Raw genomic sequence first — 20,742 nt, forward strand, 5'->3', positions numbered from 1 at the left:
TGATTGCGGACTTGATTCGACCCTGGCCGGAATCGGTTGGGCACGGGGCAGACTCGGACGGACACGGCTGGACCTCGGGGCGGCGCTGGCAGAGCACAAGGCTGCACTGGTAGAGCTCGGGTCAATGCCGAACTCCTGAGGTGTGGCCCGGGCGGGCGTAGCGGCGCAGCACTACCTCGAGCGCCGAGACCAGCGCGGTGAGCACCACACCCAGCAGCGCGGCGGCGATGACCGCCGCGTAGAGCCGGGCCGCATTTCCGGTGGACTGCTGGGAGAACACGATGATCTGCCGTCCGATGCCGCCCGCGGTGCCGGTGGAGATTTCAGCCACCACACACCCGATCACCGCGGCCGCGGCACCCAGCCGCAGCGCGGGCAGGATATGCGGGACAGCCGCCGGGAATCGCAGGTGTGCCAGTGTCGCCCACCATCCGGCCGCGCAGCTGTGCAGCAGCTCTACCGAAGCGGTTGCCGGAGCCTGCAATCCGCGCAAAGTGCCGATGGCGACCGGGAAGAACACCAGGTACGAGGCGATCACCACGATGCTCATCCACGGCTGCCAGGGCTGCCCGGCGATGTGGATCTTGCCGCCCCACCCCGCGACCAGCGGGGCGAGCGCGACCAGCGGAATGGTCTGGGAGACAATGATGTACGGGAGCAGTCCGCGTTCCACGAACGCGAACCGCTGCATGATCACCGCCAGCAGCACTCCGACGATGGTGCCCGCCACCAGCGCCAGCAGCGCGAGTTCGAGGGTGAAACCGGCGGTCCGCAGCAGGGTCGCGCCGACGGTGGTCTTGCCGTCCCGCTCCCCCAGCACGGTCAGCACAGCCCACGAATGCGGTAGCGCCGCATCGGTGGTGCGCGGCAGCACCCGCTGACCGCCGATGCTCACCCCATTGGCCGGGACCAGCGCCTTCACCAATTCCCAGACGCCGATCACCAGTATGAACGCGGCCACCGGATACAACAGCCGCCACCCGCTCCGGCCGACGGCGCGGAATCTGTGTGCAGCCGGGATGCCCTGCGCTTCAACAGCATCCGCGACGCGCGAGATAGTCGTGGACGTCACGGCGCACCCGCGCCCGCGGTCCGCCGACGCGGGACACACCCGGCTCCGGACCACCGATTCCCGCCCGCCGCCGACCGATTCACGGACCCGGGTAGTCGCGGCGTCAGCGCGCGTCCACGGTTCGGGTCCAGCCGTCTGCCGTGTCGTCTCACGATTCGGTCACCGTCGCATCGATCGGGTGGGCCAGGCGCGGCAGCACCGATTCGCCGTAAGCCTCCAGGGTGGAGGTCTTGGCGTCGTGCTGCAGATAGACTGCGAACTGGTCGACGCCCAGGGCCTCGAGGTCACGCAGCCGCGCCAGATGGTCGTCGGGGGTGCCGAGCAGGCAGAAGCGATCCACGATCTCGTCGGGGACGAAGGCCGCGTGCGTGTTGCCCGCGCGGCCGTGTTCGTTGTAGTCGTAGCCCTGGCGTCCGGCGATGTAGTCGGTCAACGCCTTCGGCACGTCGGAGTCCGCTCCATACCGGGTGACGATGTCGGCGACGTGGTTGCCGACCATGCCGCCGAACCAACGGCATTGCTCGCGGGCGTGTTTCAGGCCCGCCTCACTGCCGTCGGTGATGTAGGCGGGCGCGGCCACGCAGATGGTCACCTCGGCGGGGTCACGGCCCGCACGCTCGGCGGCGGCGCGCACGCGGGCGATGGTCCAGGCGGTGATGTCCGGATCGGCGAGTTGCAGGATGAACCCGTCGGCGACCTCACCGGTGAGATCCAGTGCGCGCGGGCCGTATCCGGCGACCCAGACCGGCAGCCGCGACGCGAGCGCCCACGGGAACTGGACGGTGGTGTCGCCGATGTGCGCGCTGCGGCCGTTGCCCAATTCCCGGATGACCGTGATGGATTCGCGCAGGGTCGCCAGGTTCGCGGGCCGCCCGCCCAGGGTGCGGACGGCCGAATCACCGCGTCCGATACCGCAGATGGTGCGGTTGCCGAACATGTCGTTGAGGGTCGCGAAGGTGGAGGCGGTGACCGTCCAGTCCCGGGTGGACGGGTTGGTCACCATGGGCCCCACCACGACTTTTCGTGTCGCGGCGAGGATCTGGCTGTAGATCACATACGGTTCCTGCCACAGCAGATGCGAGTCGAACGTCCATACGTGCGAGAACCCGTGTGTCTCGGCGATTCTCGCCAGCTCCACCACGCGTGAGGCGGGCGGCGTGCACTGCAGCACCACACCGATATCCATGCGGCACTTCTCCCCTCGTTGTCCGGTGGTGTCAGATGAGGTTCTGGGACAGCCCGCGTTTGAGGAACCGGCCGTGGCCGGCACTGCCCAGGTAGTCGCCGTTGTGGACGAGGATCCGCCCGCGCGAGAGCACGGTGTCGACGTGGCCGTCGATCTCGAAGCCCTCGTAGGCGGAGTAGTCCATGTTCATGTGGTGGGTCTTGCCCAGCCCGATGCTGGTGTGCCCGTTCGGGTCGTAGATCACGACGTCGGCGTCCGCGCCCGGACTGATCACGCCCTTACGCGGATACAGCCCGAAGGTGCGCGCCGGCGCGGTGCAGCACACCTCCACCCACTTTTCCAGGGAGATGCGGCCGTCCTTGACGCCCTGGAACATCAGGTCCATGCGGTGTTCGACGCCGCCGATGCCATTGGGGATCTTGCTGAAATCCCCGATGCCCATCTCCTTCTGGTCCTTCATGCAGAAGGGACAGTGGTCGGTGGCGACGGTGGTGACGTCACCGGTGCGGATGAACCGCCACAGCTCGTCCTGATGGCCCTCGGCGCGGGCGCGCAGCGGGGTCGAGCACACCCATTTCGCGCCCTCGAAACCCGGTGCGCCCAGGTTCTCCTCGAGCGACAGGTACAGGTATTGCGGGCAGGTCTCGCCGAAGACGTTCTGCCCCTTGCCTCGTGCTTCCGCGATCTGTTCGAGGGCCTGCTTGGCCGACACGTGCACCACGTACAGCGGTGCCCCGGTCACCTGCGCCAGCATGATCGCGCGATGCGTGGCCTCTTCCTCCATCTGCCACGGCCGGGTGATCCCGTGGTAGTAGGGTGCGGTCTCGCCCCGCGACACCGCCTGCTCGACGAGAACATCGATGGCGATCCCGTTCTCGGCGTGCATCATCAGCAACGCGCCGAGGTCACCGGCCGTCTGCATGGCGCGCAGGATCTGCCCGTCGTCGGAGTAGAAGACACCCGGATACGCCATGAACAGCTTGAAGCTGGAGACGCCCTCGGACACCAATTCGCTCATGCCCTTGAGGGATTCGGCGTCCACCGACCCGACGATCTGGTGGAAGCCGTAGTCGATCGCGCACTTGCCGGAGGCCTTGTCGTGCCACAGCACGAGACTGTCCTGCACGCGTTCGCCCGGCTTCTGGATCGCGAAGTCGATGATCGTCGTGGTGCCACCGAAAGCGGCTGCCCGCGTACCGGTCTCGAAGGTGTCGGACGCCTCGGTGCCGCCGAACGGCATCTGCATATGGGTGTGCCCGTCGACGCCACCCGGGATCACATACTTCCCGGTGGCATCGATGACGGTGTCCGCGGCGGCGGCCAGGTCGCTGCCCAGCGCGGTCGAGCCCGGCTGGATGACCGCCGCGATGGTCTCGCCGTCGACCAACACATCCAGTGTTTGAGATCCGGTGGCGGACACCACGATTCCGCCATGAATGAACGTGCGGCTCACGGCTCCACCAGCTTTCCGTAGGCGTCCGGCCGCCGATCCCGATAGAAGGCCCACCGATCCCGTACCACCTTGATCAGGTCCATATCCAGATCCCGCACCACCAGCTCCGGCGCGGTATCGGAGGCGACCTCACCCACGAACTTGCCCTCGGGATCCACGAAGTAGCTGGTCCCGTAGAAGTCGTCGTCCCCGTACTCCTCGATCCCGACCCGGTTGATCGCCCCGATGTAGTACTCGTTGGCCACCGCCGAAGCAGGCTGCTCCAGCTTCCACAGGTAGCTCGACAGCCCCCGCGAGGTCGCCGACGGATTGAACACGATCTCCGCCCCCGCCAACCCCAGCGCCCGCCAACCCTCCGGGAAATGCCGGTCGTAACAGATGTAGACGCCGACCTTGCCGACCGCCGTATCGAACACGGGCCAGCCGAGATTGCCCGGCCGGAAGTAGAACTTCTCCCAGAACCCGTTGACGTGCGGAATATGGTGTTTCCGGTACTTCCCGAGGTAAGTCCCATCGGCGTCGATCACCGCCGCCGTGTTGTAGAGCAACCCCGGCTGCTCCTGCTCATACACCGGCAACACCATCACCATGCCCAGCTCACGCGCCAGCGCCGCGAACCGCTCGGTGGTGGGCCCTGGCACCGACTCCGCATAGTCGTAGAACTTGGTGTCCTGCAGCTGACAGAAGTAGGGCCCATAGAAGAGCTCCTGAAAGCAGACCACCTTGGCCCCGGCCGCAGCCGCCTGCCGCGCATAGTCCTCATGCGCCTTGATCATCGACTCTTTATCGCCGGTCCAATTGGTCTGCACCAGCGCCGCTCGAACAATCGCCATGCCTTGTGATACTGCACCTGAAACGAATCTGCTTGTGTTACAAGTTGATGGAAACAGTTTCGTGACCGTAAATCCTCCGACCCGGTGCTCGGAGCTCCCCGACCGGGCACGCAGAATGACGCTGTGACAACCGAACTCGGACCACCACACGCGGCCGGGGACGATGCCATCTCGACAGACACCGCCACCCCCCACGACACCCGCGACACGCCGAACGACAGCGCGGCGTCGCTCGCGGCGGCCGCCCACGATCGCACGGCCACCGGCATTGCGGCCGCCGTCAGCCACCGCATCCGCTCGGGTGCGCTGCCGCCCGGCACCCGGTTGCCCACGGTCCGCGAGATGGCGCGGGAATTGCGGGTCTCCCCCGCCACCGTCAATCAGGCCTGGCGTGCGCTCGCGGCGGCCGGAGCGATCGTCGCACGCGGCCGAGCGGGCACCTTCGTCGAGGACCGCCCGCATCCCCGGCCGACCCCGGCCGTCGGCCGCTATCAGCGGCTACATCCGCAGTCCGACAATGCCTTTCGGATCGACCTGTCGCGCGGAACCCCCGATCCCACCCTGCTGCCCGACCTGACCGCCGCCCTGCGCGCGCTCGGCGGTTCGGACTCCGACGCCACCGGCGCCGACCGTCTCGACGACCTGTCGGCCACCTACCTGGGCGAGGCCGTCCTCCCCGCCCTGGAGACCGCCGTCCGTGCCGACTGGCCCGCCCGCGCCGAACGCTTCACCGTGCTCGACGGCGCCCTCGACGCGATCGACCGCCTGCTGGCCGCCCACGTGCACCTCGGTGACGCCGTCATCGTGGAAGACCCCTGCTTCCCGCCGTTCCTGGACATGCTCGCCCGGCTGGCGGGCCGCCCGGTACCGGTACAGGTGGACCGCTCCGGCATGCGCCCCGACCGCCTGGCCGCCGCCCTCGCGGCCCACACCCCGGTCGCCGTACTGCTGCAGCCGCGCGCCCAGAACCCCACCGGGGCCTCCCTCACCGCGCAGCGCGTCCGCGAACTCGCCGACGTACTGGCCGACGCCGCCGTGGTGGCCGAGGCTGCGCCGTTGATCATCGAGGACGACCACAGCGCCGGAATCACCCACTCCCCCTTGCGTTCCCTCACCACCCGCCTACCCGCCCGCACCGTCCACATCCGGTCCTACTCCAAATCCCATGGCGCCGACCTGCGCCTGGCCGCGGTCGGCGGCCCCGCCGCCCACCTCGACCCCCTCATCGAACGCCGCATGCTCGGACCCGGCTGGTCCTCGCGCCTACTGCAACGCGTCCTGCTGCACATGCTCACCGACGACACCGCTCGCACGACCGTCACCGAGGCCCGCGCCGTCTACCGCGCCCGCTCGGAGTCGCTCCGCAAGGCGCTCTCCCGCCACGGCATCGACCTCCCGCGCGGCGACGGCATCAACGTGTGGTTCCCGGTGGCCGATGAGAACGCCGCCCTGATCTCTTTGGCCGCCGCGGGCATCAAGGCCGCCCCCGGCGGCCCGTTCGAGGTCACCGACGATCCACACACCGACCACCTGCGCCTCACGTTGGCTGCCCTGCAGACTCACGAAATCCCGGATGTGGCACGCCATCTCGCCACCGCGGCGGCGGCCGCGCCGACCTACCGCCGCATCCGCCGGGTGTAGGCGAGACTCAATTGCTCGGCGGGAACTGGCCCTTCGCGACCACCTTGCCGCCCGTGAGGGTGAAGGTTACCAGGCTGGGGCCGCCGGTCGGGCAGCAGAGGGCGTCGGCGGGTTTGGCCCACTTGTATTGCACTGTCACGGTATTCGTGGTCTTGCCGACGACCTCGGTGTAGCCGTAGGGGCTGGAGGTGGCGGTGCCCAGGTAGCTGCCGTTGGTGAAGAACAGGACGTGGATGTACGGGTGGATGTTGCCCGATTCCACGGTCATCCAGGACAGGACGCCGTCGCAGCCTGCCGAGATCGGGTCGTTGCTTGCGTAAGGGCTAGTCCAGCCGCCGTTTCCGGTCGGGGCGAGGCTCTTGGTCGCCTCGTTGGCGAGCCCGGAGTTGAGGTCGAAACACAGTCCATGGCCGCTGCCGTTGGGTGCCGGATTCCCGGTCACCGGCACGACCGTAGGTGACAGAGTGACACTCGGGTCGAGGGTGATAGGTGCGGGCTGCGACGAAGTCCCGTCCCCCGCACCCGGATTGCGCAGGTCGCCCGGGGACGGGATGGACATCGGTGCCGACTGGTTGCCCTGCGTGGGCGCTACTGTCCCCTGGGTGGCGGCGACCGTCGTGCTCGCCGTCCCCGCCTGCGTCGACGAACTGCCCGAGCATCCGCTCGCCCCCACCACGAGGACGCTGGCCAACACGCCGAACAGCACAGATCTGGCCTTCATACTTCTCCTCGCATCGATACCCATCCCCGACTTCCGTCCGAACGGAAGGACAAACCGGTCATCGGGTCCGAATATCCGCGCGTTACCGGAACGTTTGCGGGCCTGCGCCCCAAACATCGGGGGCACGAACACAATTCGCCCGTCCAGCCGGGGAACCGATCAGAGAGGGACGGTGTTCCACCAGGCGCCGACCAGGTCCTGGCCGACCTTCGCGCCCCAGGCGGTCAGATCGCAGGAGGAGTGGGCGTCGTCGTCGAAATCGATCATGAGGATGCTGGTCTGCTGTTTGAAGACGCCGGTGCCGGTGCCGCCGATCAGGCGGCCGCTCGCGCCGCCGTGTTGCCACTCGTTCCGGAACAGCACCGTGCCGCTGCCGACGGGGTTCGTGGGCGGCAGCGCCGAATGGTCGACCGTGCACATGACTTCGACCCAGTCCACCGGATCACCGTTACCACTGCACTGCAGCCGGGCCTCGTCGGTCAGCGGAGCTGTCAGTTCGAGACGATGCTCCTTCTCGTCGATGGGCACGCAGCGCAAACCCGCGAATCCGCTCGACAGTGGTGTCGGCGGCAGCAATCCGGGCAGCACCTGCACCATGAACTCGTAGGCGCCCCAGCCGACCTGGGTGACCGTTGTCGACGTGGGCGGTGCGGACGCCGACGGCGCGAGCACGGTTGTCGGCGCCGGCGGATGCGCGGACGTCGATGCATGGCGGGTCAGGGCGAAGGTGACCGACGAGGCGACCACCGCGACCACCGCTACGACCGCCAACCCCATCGCGCGCCGACGAAAACCCGCACCGGATTTCGAGTCCCGCTCCCCCACCTCACCCCGGCTCCCCGCCGACCCCTCCGGCTGTCGCCAGGTCGAGCTTTCGCCCGCAGCACCGCCTTCGATGTCGGGGCCGGCGGGGTGGCGAGCGGGTACCCAGCCGCTGAGCGCCGCCGCCGCGGCCTCGGCGAGCGCACCACACGAGTCGTAGCGGTGCTGGGGATCTTTCGCCAGCGCCCGACCGATCACCTCGTCGAAGGCCGTCGGCAGCACCGGATTTCGCGCACTCGGTCGCGGGGGCGGCTCGGTGAGGTGAGCCCGCACCACGGCGGCGGGTGCGAGACCCGCGAACGGGGTTGCACCGGTGAGCAATTCATACAGGGTGCAGCCCAGTGCATACACATCGGCGCGCTGGTCGACGGCCTGCTCCGTCAGCAGTTCCGGCGCGGCGTACGCGACCGTCGCCACCACCGTCCCGGTCTCGGTGAGGCGCGCGGAGTCCACGACCGGGCGCGCGATCCCGAAGTCCGTGATGAAGACGCGGTCCGGCCGCCCCTCATGCCGTTCCAGCAGGATATTGGCCGGTTTCACATCGCGGTGCAGGACCCCGGCACGATGCGCCGCATCCAGTCCGCGCGCGACCTCGGTCACCACGTGCACGGCGGTTCCCGGCGCGATCCCACCCGGACACTGCCGGATCAACGCGGCGGCGTCGATACCGTCGACGAAACCCATGGCGATCCACAGACATCCGCGGTCCACGCCGCGATCGTGGACCGGCACGATATTCGGATGCTCGAGTTGGGCCACCAGTTCGGCCTCGCGCACGAAGCGCGCGCCGAACTCGAAATCGGCGGCATACTCGGCCGCCATCACCTTCAGCGCGTCATGACGCGGCAGTCGTGGATGGGCCGCCAGATATACCGTGCCCATCCCGCCACGGCCCAGCACCCGCACGATCCGGTATCCGGCGATGATCTCGCCCGGAACAGGCTGTTTCGACATCGACCTAGCGTCCGTTCACCAGCAGGCCGTACTGCACCGTCGCCTTCTGCCGCACTTCGGCCAGATCCCGGCCGAACAGCATCGCGACATACCGGCCCGACAACACCCGGCAGTCGTAGCGCAGCATGGCGTCGAACGCGACGTGCTGGTCCTCGACACACACCACGTCCGGCACACCCGCCGGGCCGTCGACGGGGTGGAACTGGGGATCCTCCAGTTCCTTGGCCACCGACGTCGCGACGTGCCGGCGCGCCGCCGACGGGCTCGAATAGCGTTGCACCGACGACCATCCCTTGATCGCGGCCTCCTCGAGCGCGTCATCGACACGGTCGTGCCCGAACCACAGCCGAGTCGCCCGCGGGCCCAGCACCACCCCCGACACCTCCGCGAACGAGGTCCAGCGCGCCCCCGGATCGGTGTCACCCTTGCCGAGCACCACCGGATACGGCCAGCGGCCGGGCGCTTCCGGCGCCATGCGGGCGAGCATGCCGTCACGATCCAGCGGCAGTGACGCGATCTGCTCCCTGGGCGTGGCCACAAAGGAACGGATCCGGGGCAGCTGTGCCGCGAAGGCCTTGCCCGCCAACCCCGTCAGCGCCTCGAGGTCGGGTGTTCGCTCGCCCACCAGCAGGCTCACCACATAGTTCCCGTCGGCGATCGTCGCCGACAGGGTCGGTACCGTCGGCCGCCGATGCGCGTGCGCGGCAGCGTAATCCGGTATCGCCACCGGCACGGTCCCGGCGTGCGCCGCCGCGTCGGCGGCGTCGATCCCGCTCGCCGCGCGTTGCGCCGCGTCGTCGTCGGGGAAGCGCAACAGCGTCACCGACAACACCCGCGATTCGCCGACCTGCGGATCGCCCCCGGGCTGTGTCGCGTCGCTGCCCGCGATCGAACATCCGGCCAGCATCCCGTTCTGTTCCAGTACGCTGCGCGCCGCCGCGGGCAGCAGCAGCGTCGCCCGCGACGGCGTCGGCAGGATCTGCTCGGCGAACACGGTGGCCTGGAACGACAGTGACGGGTCGACATCGACGGGATCGACCAGGGCCTCGGCCATCCGCGCGGATTCGACCACGCGGCCGTAGGATTCGTTGCCGCCGGGCTGGTCCAGCGGCCGGACGCTGTACTGGCCGACATCGAACGAGGCCGGAGCCGGGTACTGCCCGATCGCATGGCCCGGCACCGCGCACCCGGTGGCCGCCACCATCATCAGCACGATCGGCGCGGCCACCGCCACCCGTCCGCGCACCGTGGTCGCCAATCGCCTCATGCGGGTATTCCCTTCGGGCACAGTCGGTTCACAGCGGCGCATTCGGCCACCACCGGGCGCGCAGTTCGGCTCCGGTGGCGGTCCGCCCGGAGACCTGGATCCGGCAGAAGTTCCGGCCGGCATCATCGAAATACAACTCGAGGACACCTTCGGTCTGACCGGGTTCGTTCGGGTTCGCCCGTGCGCCCCAGAACAATGTGCCCGAACCCGTGGTGCGGGACCAGCGTTCGTTGCCCTCGGTCCGCGACCCCGAGTTCCCGGGGCCGACGGGGGTGCGATCGGCATTGCAGATGATGTCGAACTCGATGACCGGATCACCGTCGCCCAGGCAGGACACCATGGCGAAGTTGGGTTTCTGCGGGTCCGCGACATCGTCGAACGAGATCGGGTTGAACTGGGTGTCCATCGCCGCGCACCCCGACAGCGTCTGGTACCCCGCACCGTACGGCGTGGGCGGCATCAGGTCCGGAAACGCCTGCGCGATAAAGGCGTACTTGCCCCATTCGGCGGGTTCGATGGTTCCGGTACGCGGCGGGTTCGGCGCGGGCGGGGCGGCCCCGGGCGCTTTCGCACCGTCCGCGCCACCCACGACCACCGCGCCACCTACAACCACTGAGACGACGACCGCGACCACGGCCGCCAGGGCCACCCGGCCCCGTCGGGACCGCAGCGGCGAGAACGCGCGTGCGGCAATACTGTTCCGGGATCCCCCGGCCTCCGCCGGTTCTCCCGGTTCGGGAGCCGACGGTGCCGCGGCGTCCGACTCCGGGAGGCTCGCACCCGGCCGCGGCAGCGTCTCGGCCACACCGTGCAACGCCGCTCGCGCCGCTGCGGCGAGTTGCCCGCAACTGGCATACCGATCCTGCGGATCCTTGGCCATGGCCCGCGCGATCACCGCATCGAAAGCGCCGGGCACCAACGGATTCACCCGGGACGGGGAAGGTGGATCCTCGTGCATGTGCGCGTAGATCAACCCGCCGACGGTCTCGCGGGGAAACGGCAGCGCGCCTGTCAGCATCTGGAACAGCGTGCAGCCCAACGCGTACACGTCGGCGCGATGGTCGATGCGCCCGTCCTCGAGCTGTTCGGGTGCCGCGTAGGCCAGTGTCCCGGTGAAGCCGCCGCCTTCGAGCGTGGTCCGGTCCTCCACCCGGCGCGCGATGCCGAAGTCGGTGACCAGCACGCGATCCGGGCCTTCCGGGTCATCGGCGATGAGCACATTGGCCGGTTTCACGTCCCGGTGCAGCAGCCCTGCCCGGTGCAGCTCGTCCAGCCCGTGACCCGCTTCGGTGAGGATGTGCACGACCCGGTCGAGATCTTCGGTGGTCCGGCCGGATTCGATCAGCTCGGCCAGATCCATCCCCGCCACGTACTGCATGGCGATCCACAACCGGCCGTCGCTCTCCCCGCGGTCGCGTACCGCCACCAGGTTCGGATGCCGCAGCCGGGCAGCGACTTCCGCCTCACGCAGGAAATTCGCCCGGAAGGCCGCGTCGTCGCCGTGCGCGACCGACAGCACCTTCAACGCATCCTGGCGTGGCAGGCGTGGGTGCTGGGCCAGATACACCGTGCCCATCCCGCCGGAGCCCAGGACACGCTCGATCCGATAACCGGCGAACGCCGTGCCCACCACCAAATCCACCGGGGCTCCCCTCCCGATTACAGCTTCGCCCCACGGATCGAAACATCAACTACAGCAAACAGTCCAGTCGGGACTATACCGATCGCCGCGCCGTCGTCCCGCCCAGTGAAGCGCCACTGTCCAGCGACCCGTGCAAGGCGATAAGAAGATTCACGAACCCGACCTCGAGGAGCCCGCATGGATCACGTGGAAACCCGACTCGCGCTGCGCGAGCTCGTCGAGCGGTATGCCGCGCATGCCGATCGGCGGCGCGACGCGGCGATCGCCGAACTCTTCACCGCGGACGGCACATTGGTGATCGAGTGGGGTGATCGGCCGACGACCACCGTGCGCGGGCGTGCCGCGATCGAGGCGGCGATGAAACCGCTCGATCGCTATCGGGTCACCCAGCACGTGATCGCCAATCAGCTGCTGGAATTCGCCGATGATGCCGTGCGCGGTGAAACCTACTGCACGGCTTCCCACGTCTACGACACCCCGGCGGGCCCGCGCGTGTTCGTCATGCGGATCCGCTACGCCGACACCTTCGACCACACCGGCGGGAATTGGCTGTTCGCCGAACGCCGCCTGTTCGTCGACTGGACCGAGGATCACGAGCTCACCACTGCCGCCCACTGACGCAGCCGGTGTGATCACCGTCACGCATTCCGCGTGGTTCGTTACGGTCGCTACACGCTCGCCGATGCACCTATCGATGATCGACATCAATAGACGTTCCAAGGAGGGGTACATGCGCACCATCACCCGAAGCGTCACCCGGGCAGCCACGGCCGCCGCTGTCGTCACCGCCGCCCTCGCCGTCACCACCGGCACCGCCAGCGCCGACGACTGGCCGGTACAGCAGCCCAACAGCCCGATCTACGTCTTCGAGGCCAACAACTTCCTGACCCCGTCGGACCTGGACTACTGGAACCCCTTCGTGGACAAGGCGCGGCTGACCTCGCCCTACGGCAACAGCACCCGCATCGTCTGCACCGGATTCCACGGTGTCACCACCAGTTGCTTCCAGGCCGACGCCGACGGTAATCCGCATCAGCTCAAGGCTTTGCCGATGAACTTCCCGAATTTCACCGGTTACGTCGCACCCGGTGGGGGCGTCAAGCACTGGGTGTACCCGGGCTTCGTCCCCGGAAGCTGATCGGGCACAGCCCGATTCCGGTATCGGACACCGCCCGATTCGGGCAAGTGAAAGGGCCCGCCTCCACCAGGAGGCGGGCCCTTCGGCTTTCCGGCTTACAGGTACTGGCCGGTGTTCGACTCGGTGTCGATGGCACGGCTCGCGCTTGCGTTCTTACCCGTCACCAAGGTGCGGATGTAGACGATGCGCTCGCCCTTCTTGCCCGAGATACGAGCCCAGTCATCCGGATTCGTGGTGTTGGGCAGATCCTCGTTCTCGGCGAACTCGTCCACGATCGAGTCGTAGAGGTGCTGGACGCTGAGGCCGGGGTTGCCGGTTTCCAGGACGGACTTGATGGCGTACTTCTTGGCCCGGTCCACGATGTTCTGGATCATGGCGCCGGAGTTGAAGTCCTTGAAGTACAGGACTTCCTTGTCACCGTTGGCGTAGGTGACCTCCAGGAAGCGGTTGTCCTCGCTCTCGGCGTACATGCGGTCCACCACGCGTTCGATGGTGGCCTGCACGCACTTGCTGCGATCGCCGTCGAACTCTTCGAGATCGTCGGCGCGCAACGGCAGCGTGTCGGTCAGGTACTTGGAGAAGATGTCCATGGCCGCTTCGGCATCCGGACGCTCGATCTTGATCTTCACGTCCAGGCGGCCGGGCCGCAGGATCGCGGGATCGATCATGTCCTCACGGTTGGAGGCACCGATCACGATCACGTTCTCCAGGCCCTCGACGCCGTCGATCTCCGAGAGCAGCTGCGGCACAACGGTGGTCTCCACATCGGAGGAGACACCCGAACCACGGGTGCGGAAGATCGAGTCCATCTCATCGAAGAACACGATCACCGGAGTACCTTCGGACGCCTTCTCACGAGCCCGCTGGAAGATGATCCGAATGTGACGCTCGGTCTCACCCACGAACTTGTTGAGCAGCTCGGGACCCTTGATGTTGAGGAAGAACGACTTGGCTTCCTTGGCATCCTCACCGCGCGCCTCGGCGATCTTCTTGGCGAGCGAATTGGCAACGGCCTTGGCGATCAACGTCTTACCGCAACCGGGCGGACCGTAGAGCAGCACACCCTTGGGCGGGCGCAGCGCGTACTCGCGGAACAGATCCTTGTGCAGGAACGGCAATTCGACCGCGTCGCGGATCTGCTCGATCTGACGCGAGAGACCGCCGATGTCGTGGTAATCGACGTCCGGCACCTCTTCGAGCACCAGATCCTCGACCTCGGCCTTGGGCACTCGCTCGAAGGCGAACCCGGCCTTGGTGTCGACCAGCAGCGAATCACCCGGCCGCAGTTTGCGAATGGGGCGATCCGGATCGTCGAGATTGTCCACGTCGACCAGCTCGGACAGCGGCCCGGACAACCAGACCACCCGTTCCTCATCGGCGTGCCCGACCACCAGCGCGCGCCGGCCGTCGTCGAGAATCTCACGCAGGGTGCCGATCTCGCCGATGGAGTCGAAGTTGCCCGCCTCGACCACCGTCAGCGCCTCGTTGAGACGCACGGTCTGGCCGTAAGTGAGGGTGGTAGTGTCGATATTCGGCGAACACGTCAGGCGCATCTTGCGACCGGAAGTGAACACGTCGACCGTCTGATCGTCATACACGCCGATGAGAACACCGTAGCCGGAGGGTGGCTGGCCGAGGCGATCCACTTCCTCACGGAGAGCGACCAGTTGCTGGCGCGCTTCCTTCAAGGTGTCCATCAGTTTGGTATTGCGAATCGTGAGCGAATCGACGCGCGCTTCCAATTCCCGTGTGCGATCCGGCGTGTCGGCGAGTTGCCTCCGGAGTGCAGCGGCCTCGGCGCGTACTGCCTCGAGTTCCCTCCAGGCCGCCGAGTCCGAATGTTCGATGGGGCTCATGATGCTGCTCCTCCCAGTCCCGGTCTATCAACGCTACCGGGCTCTAACCGTTCTCGCTTTCCGACATGGTTTCGTCGTGATCACATCTAGGCTGCGGCCACCCGGCCGGACCAGCGTGTTAGCCTGCCCTAACCTGTTTCCGGTGAGTTGATCACCTGCCGAGCCGAAAGGTGCCGTTGATGCTCCTTCCCACCAGTCGTACTCCTGGTATGCGCAACGTCACGAGGACGCTCCGTGTTTCCGTGGCTACCGTCGCGGCCCTCGCCGCTGTTACGGCCACTCTGACCGCCTGCGGCTCGGACGACAAGGGATCTTCGTCCTCGAAAACTTCCACTTCGTCGGTCGCCGCCGCGCCCGCGCCGACCGCGGAAGCCCTGCAGGGCGTGCTCACGGCCTTCGCCGACCCGGCAAAACCGGCTGCCGACAAGGCCAAACTAGTCGTCGACGGCGACAAGCGTCTCGGAAACATCGACACCATGAATCAGGGTCTTGCGCATTACCAGGTCGGGTTCACCGTCGGCGAAATCAAGCAGGACGGCAACAAGGCCGACGCCAAGGTGTCGGTGGCCTCGCCGCACGGCACCATGCCCGACGTCCCGATGACCTTCCAGTACAGCGACGGCACATGGAAGCTCTCCGATGCGGGAGCCTGCACCATCCTCGGCATGGCCCGCGCCGCCTGCCAGTAATTCCCACCCGATTATCGAAAGGCTCGTCCGTTCATGCTCGCTCGTACCGTTCGCCTGACCCTTGCCGTTGCCGCGGCCACCGCCGCGCTCACCTCGGGTGCGGGTCTCGCCGCCGCCGACACGGCCGCGCCGACCGCCGACGATCTGCAGTCGGTGCTCGTCCGCTTCACCGACCCGTCCATTCCGTCCGCGGACAAGACGCAGCTGATGGTCAACGGTGGCGCGCGCAGCGCGAACATCGACAAGATGAACCAGGGCCTGGCCAACTACGGCACCATCGGCTGGACCGTCTCGGGCGTGCAGGCCAACGGCGACAACGCCGACGCCTCGGTCGCCATCTCCTCCCCGCACGGCACCATGCCCGGCGTCCCGATGAGCTGGCAGCACACCGACGCCGGCTGGCAGCTCTCGGAGAACACCGCCTGCACCATCCTGGCAATGGGCAAGGCGCCCTGCTGAACCGTGAAAGCACCGACGCGCCCCCACCGAAACCGGTGGGGGCGCGTTCGTTTCGGGCCGAGTCGGCCACGAGATATATCTTCCGGCGCGGGCTAACCCTTGGAGGGGCGGCGCTGCGGCTTGGGGGCGGTGTGGCCGTCGGCGAGGCGGCGGGCCTTCACCAGGAAGGCGGTGTGGCCCTGCATGCGGTGCTCGGGGCGGACGGCGAGGCCGACCACGTGCCAGGGGCGGACCATGGACTCCCAGGCGAGAGGCTCGGTCCAGCAGCCCTGCCGGCGCAGCGATTCCACCACTTCGGAGAGCTGGGTGGTGGTGGCCACGTAGGCGAGGAAGACGCCGCCGGGGATGAGGACCTTGGCGACCGTTTCGAGGGTTTCCCAGGGCTTGAGCATGTCCAGCACGACCCGGTCGACCTGTTCGCCGGCGTACTCGGCGACATCGCCGAGGGTGAGTTCCCAGTTGGCGGGGCGCTCGCCGAAGAAGCGCTCGACATTCTTGACGGCGTGTTCGGCGTGGTCCTCGCGGATCTCCCAGGAGATGACCTTGCCCTCGGGGCCGACCGCGCGCAGCAGCGAGCAGGTCAGCGCGCCGGAACCGGCACCGGCTTCGAGGACCTTCGCGCCGGGGAACATGTCGCCCTCGTGCACGATCTGGGCGGAGTCCTTGGGATAGATGACCGCCGCGCCACGCGGCATCGACAGCACGTAGTCGGTCAGCAGCGGACGCAACGCCAGGTAGGGGGTGTTCTTGGCGGAGTTCACCACGCTGCCCTCGTCGGCGCCGATGAGGTCGTCGTGCTTGATGTGACCGGCGTGGGTGTGGAACTCCTTGCCCTCCTCCAGGATCACCGTGAACTTGCGTCCCTTGGCGTCGGTCAGCTGTACCCGGTCACCGATCTCGAAAGGGCCGGTCCGTCTGGCCGTCATGAATCTCCGTTCTGTGTTGGTCGTTGCGGACACCTTGTCGGTGCCTGCGTTTAGCCTGCCAGGTATGTCGGTTGACGTGATCAGTACCCCGGAGACGGAGCGGTTCGCACCGCGCGGCCCCGCACTCTCTCCTTCGCGCGCAATCGATTTCAAACAGTGCCCGTTGAAATACCGGTTGCGGGTCATCGATCAGATACCCGAGCCGCCCTCGCGGGCGGCGGTGCGCGGCACGGTGGTGCATGCCGTGCTGGAGGCCCTGTTCGGGCTCCCGGCCGCCGAGCGTGACGTCGAGGCCGCCACCGCGCTCATCGACCCCGCCTGGGCCGAGGTGCGCGGATCCCGGCCCGGCGTCGAGGAATTGATCCCGGCCGAGGAACTCGACACCTTCCTCGCCGAGGTCCGCAAGCTGGTGGGCGTCTACTTCCGGCTCGAGGACCCGACCGGGTTCGATCCGGAATCCTGCGAGACCTTCATCGAAACCGAACTGCCCGACGGCACCCCGCTGCGTGGGATCGTGGACCGCATCGACCGCTCCCCCGCCGGTGACGTGCATGTCATCGACTACAAGACCGGTCGCGCACCGGGTATCGCCTACGAGACCCGGGCGCTGTTCCAGCTGAAGTTCTACGCCCTGGTCCTGTTGCGCACCCAGGGCCGGGCCCCGGCGGAACTGAAACTCATGTACCTGGCCGACGGCATCACCCTCACCTACGCCCCGGATCCGGAGGAGCTGCTGCGTTTCGAGCGGATCCTCTCGGCCCTGTGGGCGGCCATCGTGACCGCCGCCGAGACCGGTGAGTTCCCGCCCAGTCCGGGCTGGATGTGCCAGTACTGCGACTTCAAGCGACTATGCCCCGAATTCGGTGGCACCCCACCGCCTTTCCCGTCCGGCCCGGTGGACGCCGAGCCGGAGGGAACCGATCGTCCCGACGAGGACTGATCAGAAGGCGCGGCAGGAACGGATGTCGGTGGCCAGGATCGCCTTGGCACCGAGATCCGCCAGCCGGTCCATGAGCTCGTTGCCGTTCTTGCGCGGCACCAGCGCGCGCACCGCGACCCATTCCGGATCGGTGAGCGGGGCGATGGTCGGCGACTCCAGACCGGGAGTGATCTTGACGGCCGCGTCGAGCAGCGACTTGGGGCAGTCGTAGTCGAGCATCAGGTACTGCTGGGCGAACACCACACCCTGGATGCGGGCGACGAGCTGGTTGCGGGCCTTGTCGGACTGGTCGGCGCCCTCGGCCTCGATCAGCACGCCCTCGGAGTCGCACAGGATATCGCCGAAGGCGACCAGGTTGTGCTGACGCAGGGTGCGGCCCGAGCCGACCACATCGGCGATGGCGTCGGCGACACCGAGCTGGATCGAGATCTCGACCGCGCCGTCGAGGCGGATGACCTCGGCCTCGATGCCGCGCGCGGCCAGGTCCTGCAGCACCAGGTTCGGGTAGGAGGTGGCGATGCGCTTGTCGTAGAGGTCCTCGACCTTCCAGTCGCGCCCGGCCGGGGCGGCATACCGGAAGGTGGAGCGGCCGAAGCCGAGCGCGAGCCGTTCCTGCACGCGCGCACCGGAATCCCGTGCCAGGTCGCGGCCGGTGATGCCGAGGTCCAGCTCGCCGGAGCCGACGTAGATGGCGATGTCCTTGGGGCGCAGGAAGTAGAACTCGACCTGGTTGACCGGGTCGATGACGCTCAGATCGCGCGAGTCACCGCGTTTGCGGTAGCCCGCCTCGGACAGGATGGCGACGGCGGATTCGGACAGTGCGCCCTTGTTGGGTACTGCGACGCGAAGCATTGGGGTGGTCCTTTCGGAACGGGGATGAGGTGGCGTGACGACGGAGGACGAACGACGGGCCGCCCGCACGGTGTGTGCGGGCGGCCCGGCGCGTCACAGATGTCGGTACACGTCCTCGAGCCGCAGGCCGCGGCCCACCATCAGCACCTGCACCCAGTAGAGCAGCTGCGAGATCTCCTCGGAGAGCTCCTCATCGCTCTGGTACTCGGCGGCGATCCAGACCTCACCGGCTTCTTCGAGTACCTTCTTGCCCTGCGCATGCACGCCGGCGTCCAGGGCGGCGACGGTGCCCGACCCCTCGGGGCGGTTGGCGGCACGATCCTGCAGCTCGGCGAACAGGGCTTCGAAAGATTTCACGGGGAGTGATTCTTTCAGATGGGCGCACACTCCCCGCAATCGGTTATACGGTGAGCAGTTCCGTGAGTTCGGCGACCGCCTCGCGCAGCTGCCCGGCGAAGTCGTGCATCTGCTGCGCGACGTGCTTGGGCGTGGCCAGATAGAGGTTCCAGCGGTCGGGCAGCAGCACGTAGGCGATGCCGATGCAGGTGGGGCTGGTGGAGCCGAATCCGAAGAACTGGATGTTCACCGATGGCGCGGAGCTGGTGGACAGGAAGTCGTCGCGGCTGATGGTCCAGCCGGGGCTGTCGTAGAACGCCATCGGGGCGGTCGCGCCCAACTGCTCACCGCGGCGGCGCTGGATCCACTGCAGCTCCCACAGGTGCTGTTCGGGGGCCTCGCCACGCTGGCATTCCTGGGCGCGCCGCACGTGCGCTTCGGCGGCGGTGCGGGCGGCGACCAGTTTGCGGTCCCGGTCCACGGCCGGATCCTCCATGGCCGCAACGAAGTCCAGCATTTCCGGGGTGATGACCCGCATGGCCTCGGTGCGGCCGTTGCGGAACTGCCGGGTGGCGATGGATTCGTAGGTCGCGCCGTTGAATCCCTTGCTGCGCTTGTGGGCGAGCTGATAGCTCAACTGCGCCAGCGCGTCCGGGGACATGCCGAGGCTCTTGGCCCGGGCGGTACCGAAGTCGAACGACACCGTGCTGGTGGCGTTCTCGGCGGCGTACTGCGCGAAAGAGGCGGCGGCCGAGGCGATCTCGGTCTTCGCCTCGGGGCCGAGCACGAACTCGACGGGTTCGGCGGCGGGCAGGCCCTGCGGTTGCGCGCCGGACTCCTCGGCGTGTGCGCTCACCGGTGCTTCCAGCAGGGTGTCGACGAAGGACAGGATGGTGGTGCCGTCCAGGCCGCAGTGCTCGACATTGATTCCGGCCGCGCCGTCGGCGAAGACGATGAACGACACCGCCTTGTCGTACCACCGATTGCCGCTGTCGCCGTGCAGGAGTTGATCACACGCGTGCAGGGTGTCGCGCGGCGCGAAGTCCTCGAGGCAGATGCAGAACAGCGCGGTCTCGATGGTGTCGAAGGCGGCGGTATTGGTGGGCCGCAGCGCCGCGTAGACCGGGGCCCAGTCGGCGCGGGCCAGGGTGGTGAGGTGTCCGGGCGAGGCGTTGGTGGCGGCGCGACGGGCACCGGCCTTCATGACCGAGCGCAGGCCCGCGGCGAGGTCCTCGGGCGTGTAGGGTGCGCCGCCGGGGCCGATCACGTCCATCCGGAACATGTTGCCGCGGTAGAAGACCAGGATGTGGCGGGCGTCGGAGTGTCCCGGCCAGGCGTCACTGTAGGGCACCCGCACGGTGTCCTGCGGCGCGCCCGGAATACGGGTCTCGGAGAACAGGAACTTGTTCTGCGCCATATTGAGTCGGGTGCCGCGCTGGGTGGCGGGCGGGATCTCCTCGCGATCGAGGCGCAGCTTGTAGTCGACGGCCGCGGTGATCAGCGCGGCCGCCCGTTCGCTCTGGTCGGCGCTCGTCGAGCGGGCCAGCACGGTGTCGTCGCGGAAGAGGAAGAAGAAGTTGGCGTTCAACGCGATTCGATCGCGCCGGCCCAGGTAGCGCGAGGGCCAGAACTCGTCGAGCCAACTCCCGACGCCGGGTGTGTTGTCGAATCGTTCCAGGTCGGCGTGCAGGGTGCGGGCGGGGCTGTCGGGCCGCAGCAGATCCTCGACGCTGGCCGCGGTGGCGGCGTACTGGTCGGAGGTGAGCAGCGGCGCGCACCAGTGCAGGAACCGGGTGCAGCTCTCCTCCAACGTGGGCAGCGGCACGCGGGGCAGCTGCTCGTCGAAGGCGAAGGTGCTCTCGCTCAAGGGTTGTCCTCGGGTTCGATGGGTCAGGGGCAGCCTGGCTTTTTGCACACGTGTGACCGTCCCCCGACCGGCCACCGCACCATTCTGG

General features: G+C 67.8%; 19 protein-coding genes. 6 read left to right on the forward strand and 13 right to left on the reverse strand.

Annotated elements, in window-relative coordinates:
• Positions 1-121 precede the first annotated feature (121 nt).
• The 4 genes from ACFXHA_RS03815 to ACFXHA_RS03830 all read right to left on the reverse strand — a co-directional run bounded on the left by ACFXHA_RS03815 (position 122) and on the right by ACFXHA_RS03830 (position 4,544).
• Positions 122-1,072 (reverse strand): ABC transporter permease, encoded by a 951-nt coding sequence (locus ACFXHA_RS03815; protein WP_379352605.1) that lies wholly within the window; start codon positions 1,070-1,072, stop codon positions 122-124.
• A 148-nt stretch (positions 1,073-1,220) separates the two neighbouring features.
• Positions 1,221-2,258: a TIGR03842 family LLM class F420-dependent oxidoreductase gene (locus ACFXHA_RS03820; protein WP_379352607.1), complete on the reverse strand. Its 1,038-nt coding sequence runs from the start codon at positions 2,256-2,258 to the stop codon at positions 1,221-1,223.
• 31 nt (positions 2,259-2,289) lie between these two features.
• Entirely contained in the window at positions 2,290-3,711 is a 1,422-nt protein-coding gene (hydA, locus tag ACFXHA_RS03825) for a dihydropyrimidinase (protein ID WP_379352609.1), read from the reverse strand.
• Positions 3,708-4,544, reverse strand: coding sequence for a nitrilase-related carbon-nitrogen hydrolase (locus ACFXHA_RS03830; RefSeq protein ID WP_379352611.1), 837 nt, complete (start codon positions 4,542-4,544; stop codon positions 3,708-3,710). Before ACFXHA_RS03830 ends, hydA begins: the two co-directional genes overlap by 4 nt.
• Before the next feature lie 123 nt (positions 4,545-4,667).
• Here ACFXHA_RS03830 and ACFXHA_RS03835 point away from each other — a divergent pair, with 123 nt between their 5' ends.
• Positions 4,668-6,185, forward strand: coding sequence for an aminotransferase class I/II-fold pyridoxal phosphate-dependent enzyme (locus tag ACFXHA_RS03835; RefSeq protein WP_379352613.1), 1,518 nt, complete (start codon positions 4,668-4,670; stop codon positions 6,183-6,185).
• A 7-nt stretch (positions 6,186-6,192) separates the two neighbouring features.
• On the opposite strand, the gene ACFXHA_RS03840 is transcribed toward ACFXHA_RS03835, so the two are convergent.
• The 4 genes from ACFXHA_RS03840 to ACFXHA_RS03855 all read right to left on the reverse strand — a co-directional run bounded on the left by ACFXHA_RS03840 (position 6,193) and on the right by ACFXHA_RS03855 (position 11,591).
• A complete protein-coding gene (locus ACFXHA_RS03840) occupies positions 6,193-6,906 on the reverse strand; it encodes an LppP/LprE family lipoprotein (RefSeq protein WP_379352615.1) in 714 nt (237 codons plus the stop codon).
• 159 nt (positions 6,907-7,065) lie between these two features.
• The gene (locus ACFXHA_RS03845) at positions 7,066-8,682 is read right to left on the reverse strand and encodes a serine/threonine-protein kinase (RefSeq protein WP_379352617.1); all 1,617 of its coding nucleotides are present in this window, start codon (positions 8,680-8,682) and stop codon (positions 7,066-7,068) included.
• A gap of 4 nt (positions 8,683-8,686) precedes the next feature.
• Positions 8,687-9,949, reverse strand: coding sequence for a hypothetical protein (locus ACFXHA_RS03850; protein ID WP_379352619.1), 1,263 nt, complete (start codon positions 9,947-9,949; stop codon positions 8,687-8,689).
• Between the two features lie 28 nt (positions 9,950-9,977).
• Positions 9,978-11,591, reverse strand: coding sequence for a serine/threonine-protein kinase (locus ACFXHA_RS03855; RefSeq protein ID WP_379352621.1), 1,614 nt, complete (start codon positions 11,589-11,591; stop codon positions 9,978-9,980).
• Positions 11,592-11,768: 177 nt separating this feature from the next.
• On the opposite strand from ACFXHA_RS03855, the gene ACFXHA_RS03860 reads away from it, so the two are divergent.
• A complete protein-coding gene (locus ACFXHA_RS03860; RefSeq protein WP_379352623.1) occupies positions 11,769-12,209 on the forward strand; it encodes a nuclear transport factor 2 family protein in 441 nt (146 codons plus the stop codon).
• Positions 12,210-12,321: 112 nt separating this feature from the next.
• A complete protein-coding gene (locus ACFXHA_RS03865; protein ID WP_379352625.1) occupies positions 12,322-12,729 on the forward strand; it encodes a hypothetical protein in 408 nt (135 codons plus the stop codon).
• Between the two features lie 95 nt (positions 12,730-12,824).
• On the opposite strand, the gene arc is transcribed toward ACFXHA_RS03865, so the two are convergent.
• Positions 12,825-14,585 carry a proteasome ATPase gene (gene arc / locus ACFXHA_RS03870; RefSeq protein WP_379352627.1) on the reverse strand — a complete coding sequence of 587 codons (1,761 nt, stop codon included), beginning with the start codon at positions 14,583-14,585 and terminating at the stop codon, positions 12,825-12,827.
• Between the two features lie 242 nt (positions 14,586-14,827).
• Between arc and ACFXHA_RS03875 the strand changes: the two genes are divergently transcribed.
• Both ACFXHA_RS03875 and ACFXHA_RS03880 read left to right on the forward strand, forming a co-directional pair.
• Positions 14,828-15,274 carry a hypothetical protein gene (locus ACFXHA_RS03875; protein WP_379352629.1) on the forward strand — a complete coding sequence of 149 codons (447 nt, stop codon included), beginning with the start codon at positions 14,828-14,830 and terminating at the stop codon, positions 15,272-15,274.
• A gap of 33 nt (positions 15,275-15,307) precedes the next feature.
• Complete coding sequence (locus ACFXHA_RS03880; RefSeq protein ID WP_379352630.1) at positions 15,308-15,733, forward strand: hypothetical protein; 426 nt, start codon at positions 15,308-15,310, stop codon at positions 15,731-15,733.
• A 92-nt stretch (positions 15,734-15,825) separates the two neighbouring features.
• On the opposite strand, the gene ACFXHA_RS03885 is transcribed toward ACFXHA_RS03880, so the two are convergent.
• Positions 15,826-16,659 carry a tRNA (adenine-N1)-methyltransferase gene (locus ACFXHA_RS03885; RefSeq protein ID WP_379352632.1) on the reverse strand — a complete coding sequence of 278 codons (834 nt, stop codon included), beginning with the start codon at positions 16,657-16,659 and terminating at the stop codon, positions 15,826-15,828.
• Between the two features lie 64 nt (positions 16,660-16,723).
• On the opposite strand from ACFXHA_RS03885, the gene ACFXHA_RS03890 reads away from it, so the two are divergent.
• On the forward strand, positions 16,724-17,599 hold the full coding sequence (locus ACFXHA_RS03890; RefSeq protein ID WP_379352634.1) for a RecB family exonuclease: 876 nt from the start codon (positions 16,724-16,726) through the stop codon (positions 17,597-17,599).
• Here ACFXHA_RS03890 and hisG read toward each other — a convergent pair whose 3' ends face one another.
• The 3 genes from hisG to ACFXHA_RS03905 form a co-directional block, all read right to left on the reverse strand.
• Positions 17,600-18,451, reverse strand: coding sequence for an ATP phosphoribosyltransferase (gene hisG, locus ACFXHA_RS03895; protein ID WP_379352636.1), 852 nt, complete (start codon positions 18,449-18,451; stop codon positions 17,600-17,602). It lies immediately after the preceding gene.
• A gap of 93 nt (positions 18,452-18,544) precedes the next feature.
• On the reverse strand, positions 18,545-18,808 hold the full coding sequence (locus ACFXHA_RS03900) for a phosphoribosyl-ATP diphosphatase (protein ID WP_033085388.1): 264 nt from the start codon (positions 18,806-18,808) through the stop codon (positions 18,545-18,547).
• A 43-nt stretch (positions 18,809-18,851) separates the two neighbouring features.
• Entirely contained in the window at positions 18,852-20,654 is a 1,803-nt protein-coding gene (locus ACFXHA_RS03905; RefSeq protein ID WP_379352638.1) for a choline/carnitine O-acyltransferase, read from the reverse strand.
• Positions 20,655-20,742: the final 88 nt, after the last annotated feature.

Origin of the sequence: Nocardia sp. NPDC059240, from assembly GCF_042753865.1 — a bacterium.
In the GTDB taxonomy this organism is placed as follows: Bacteria; Actinomycetota; Actinomycetes; order Mycobacteriales; family Mycobacteriaceae; genus Nocardia.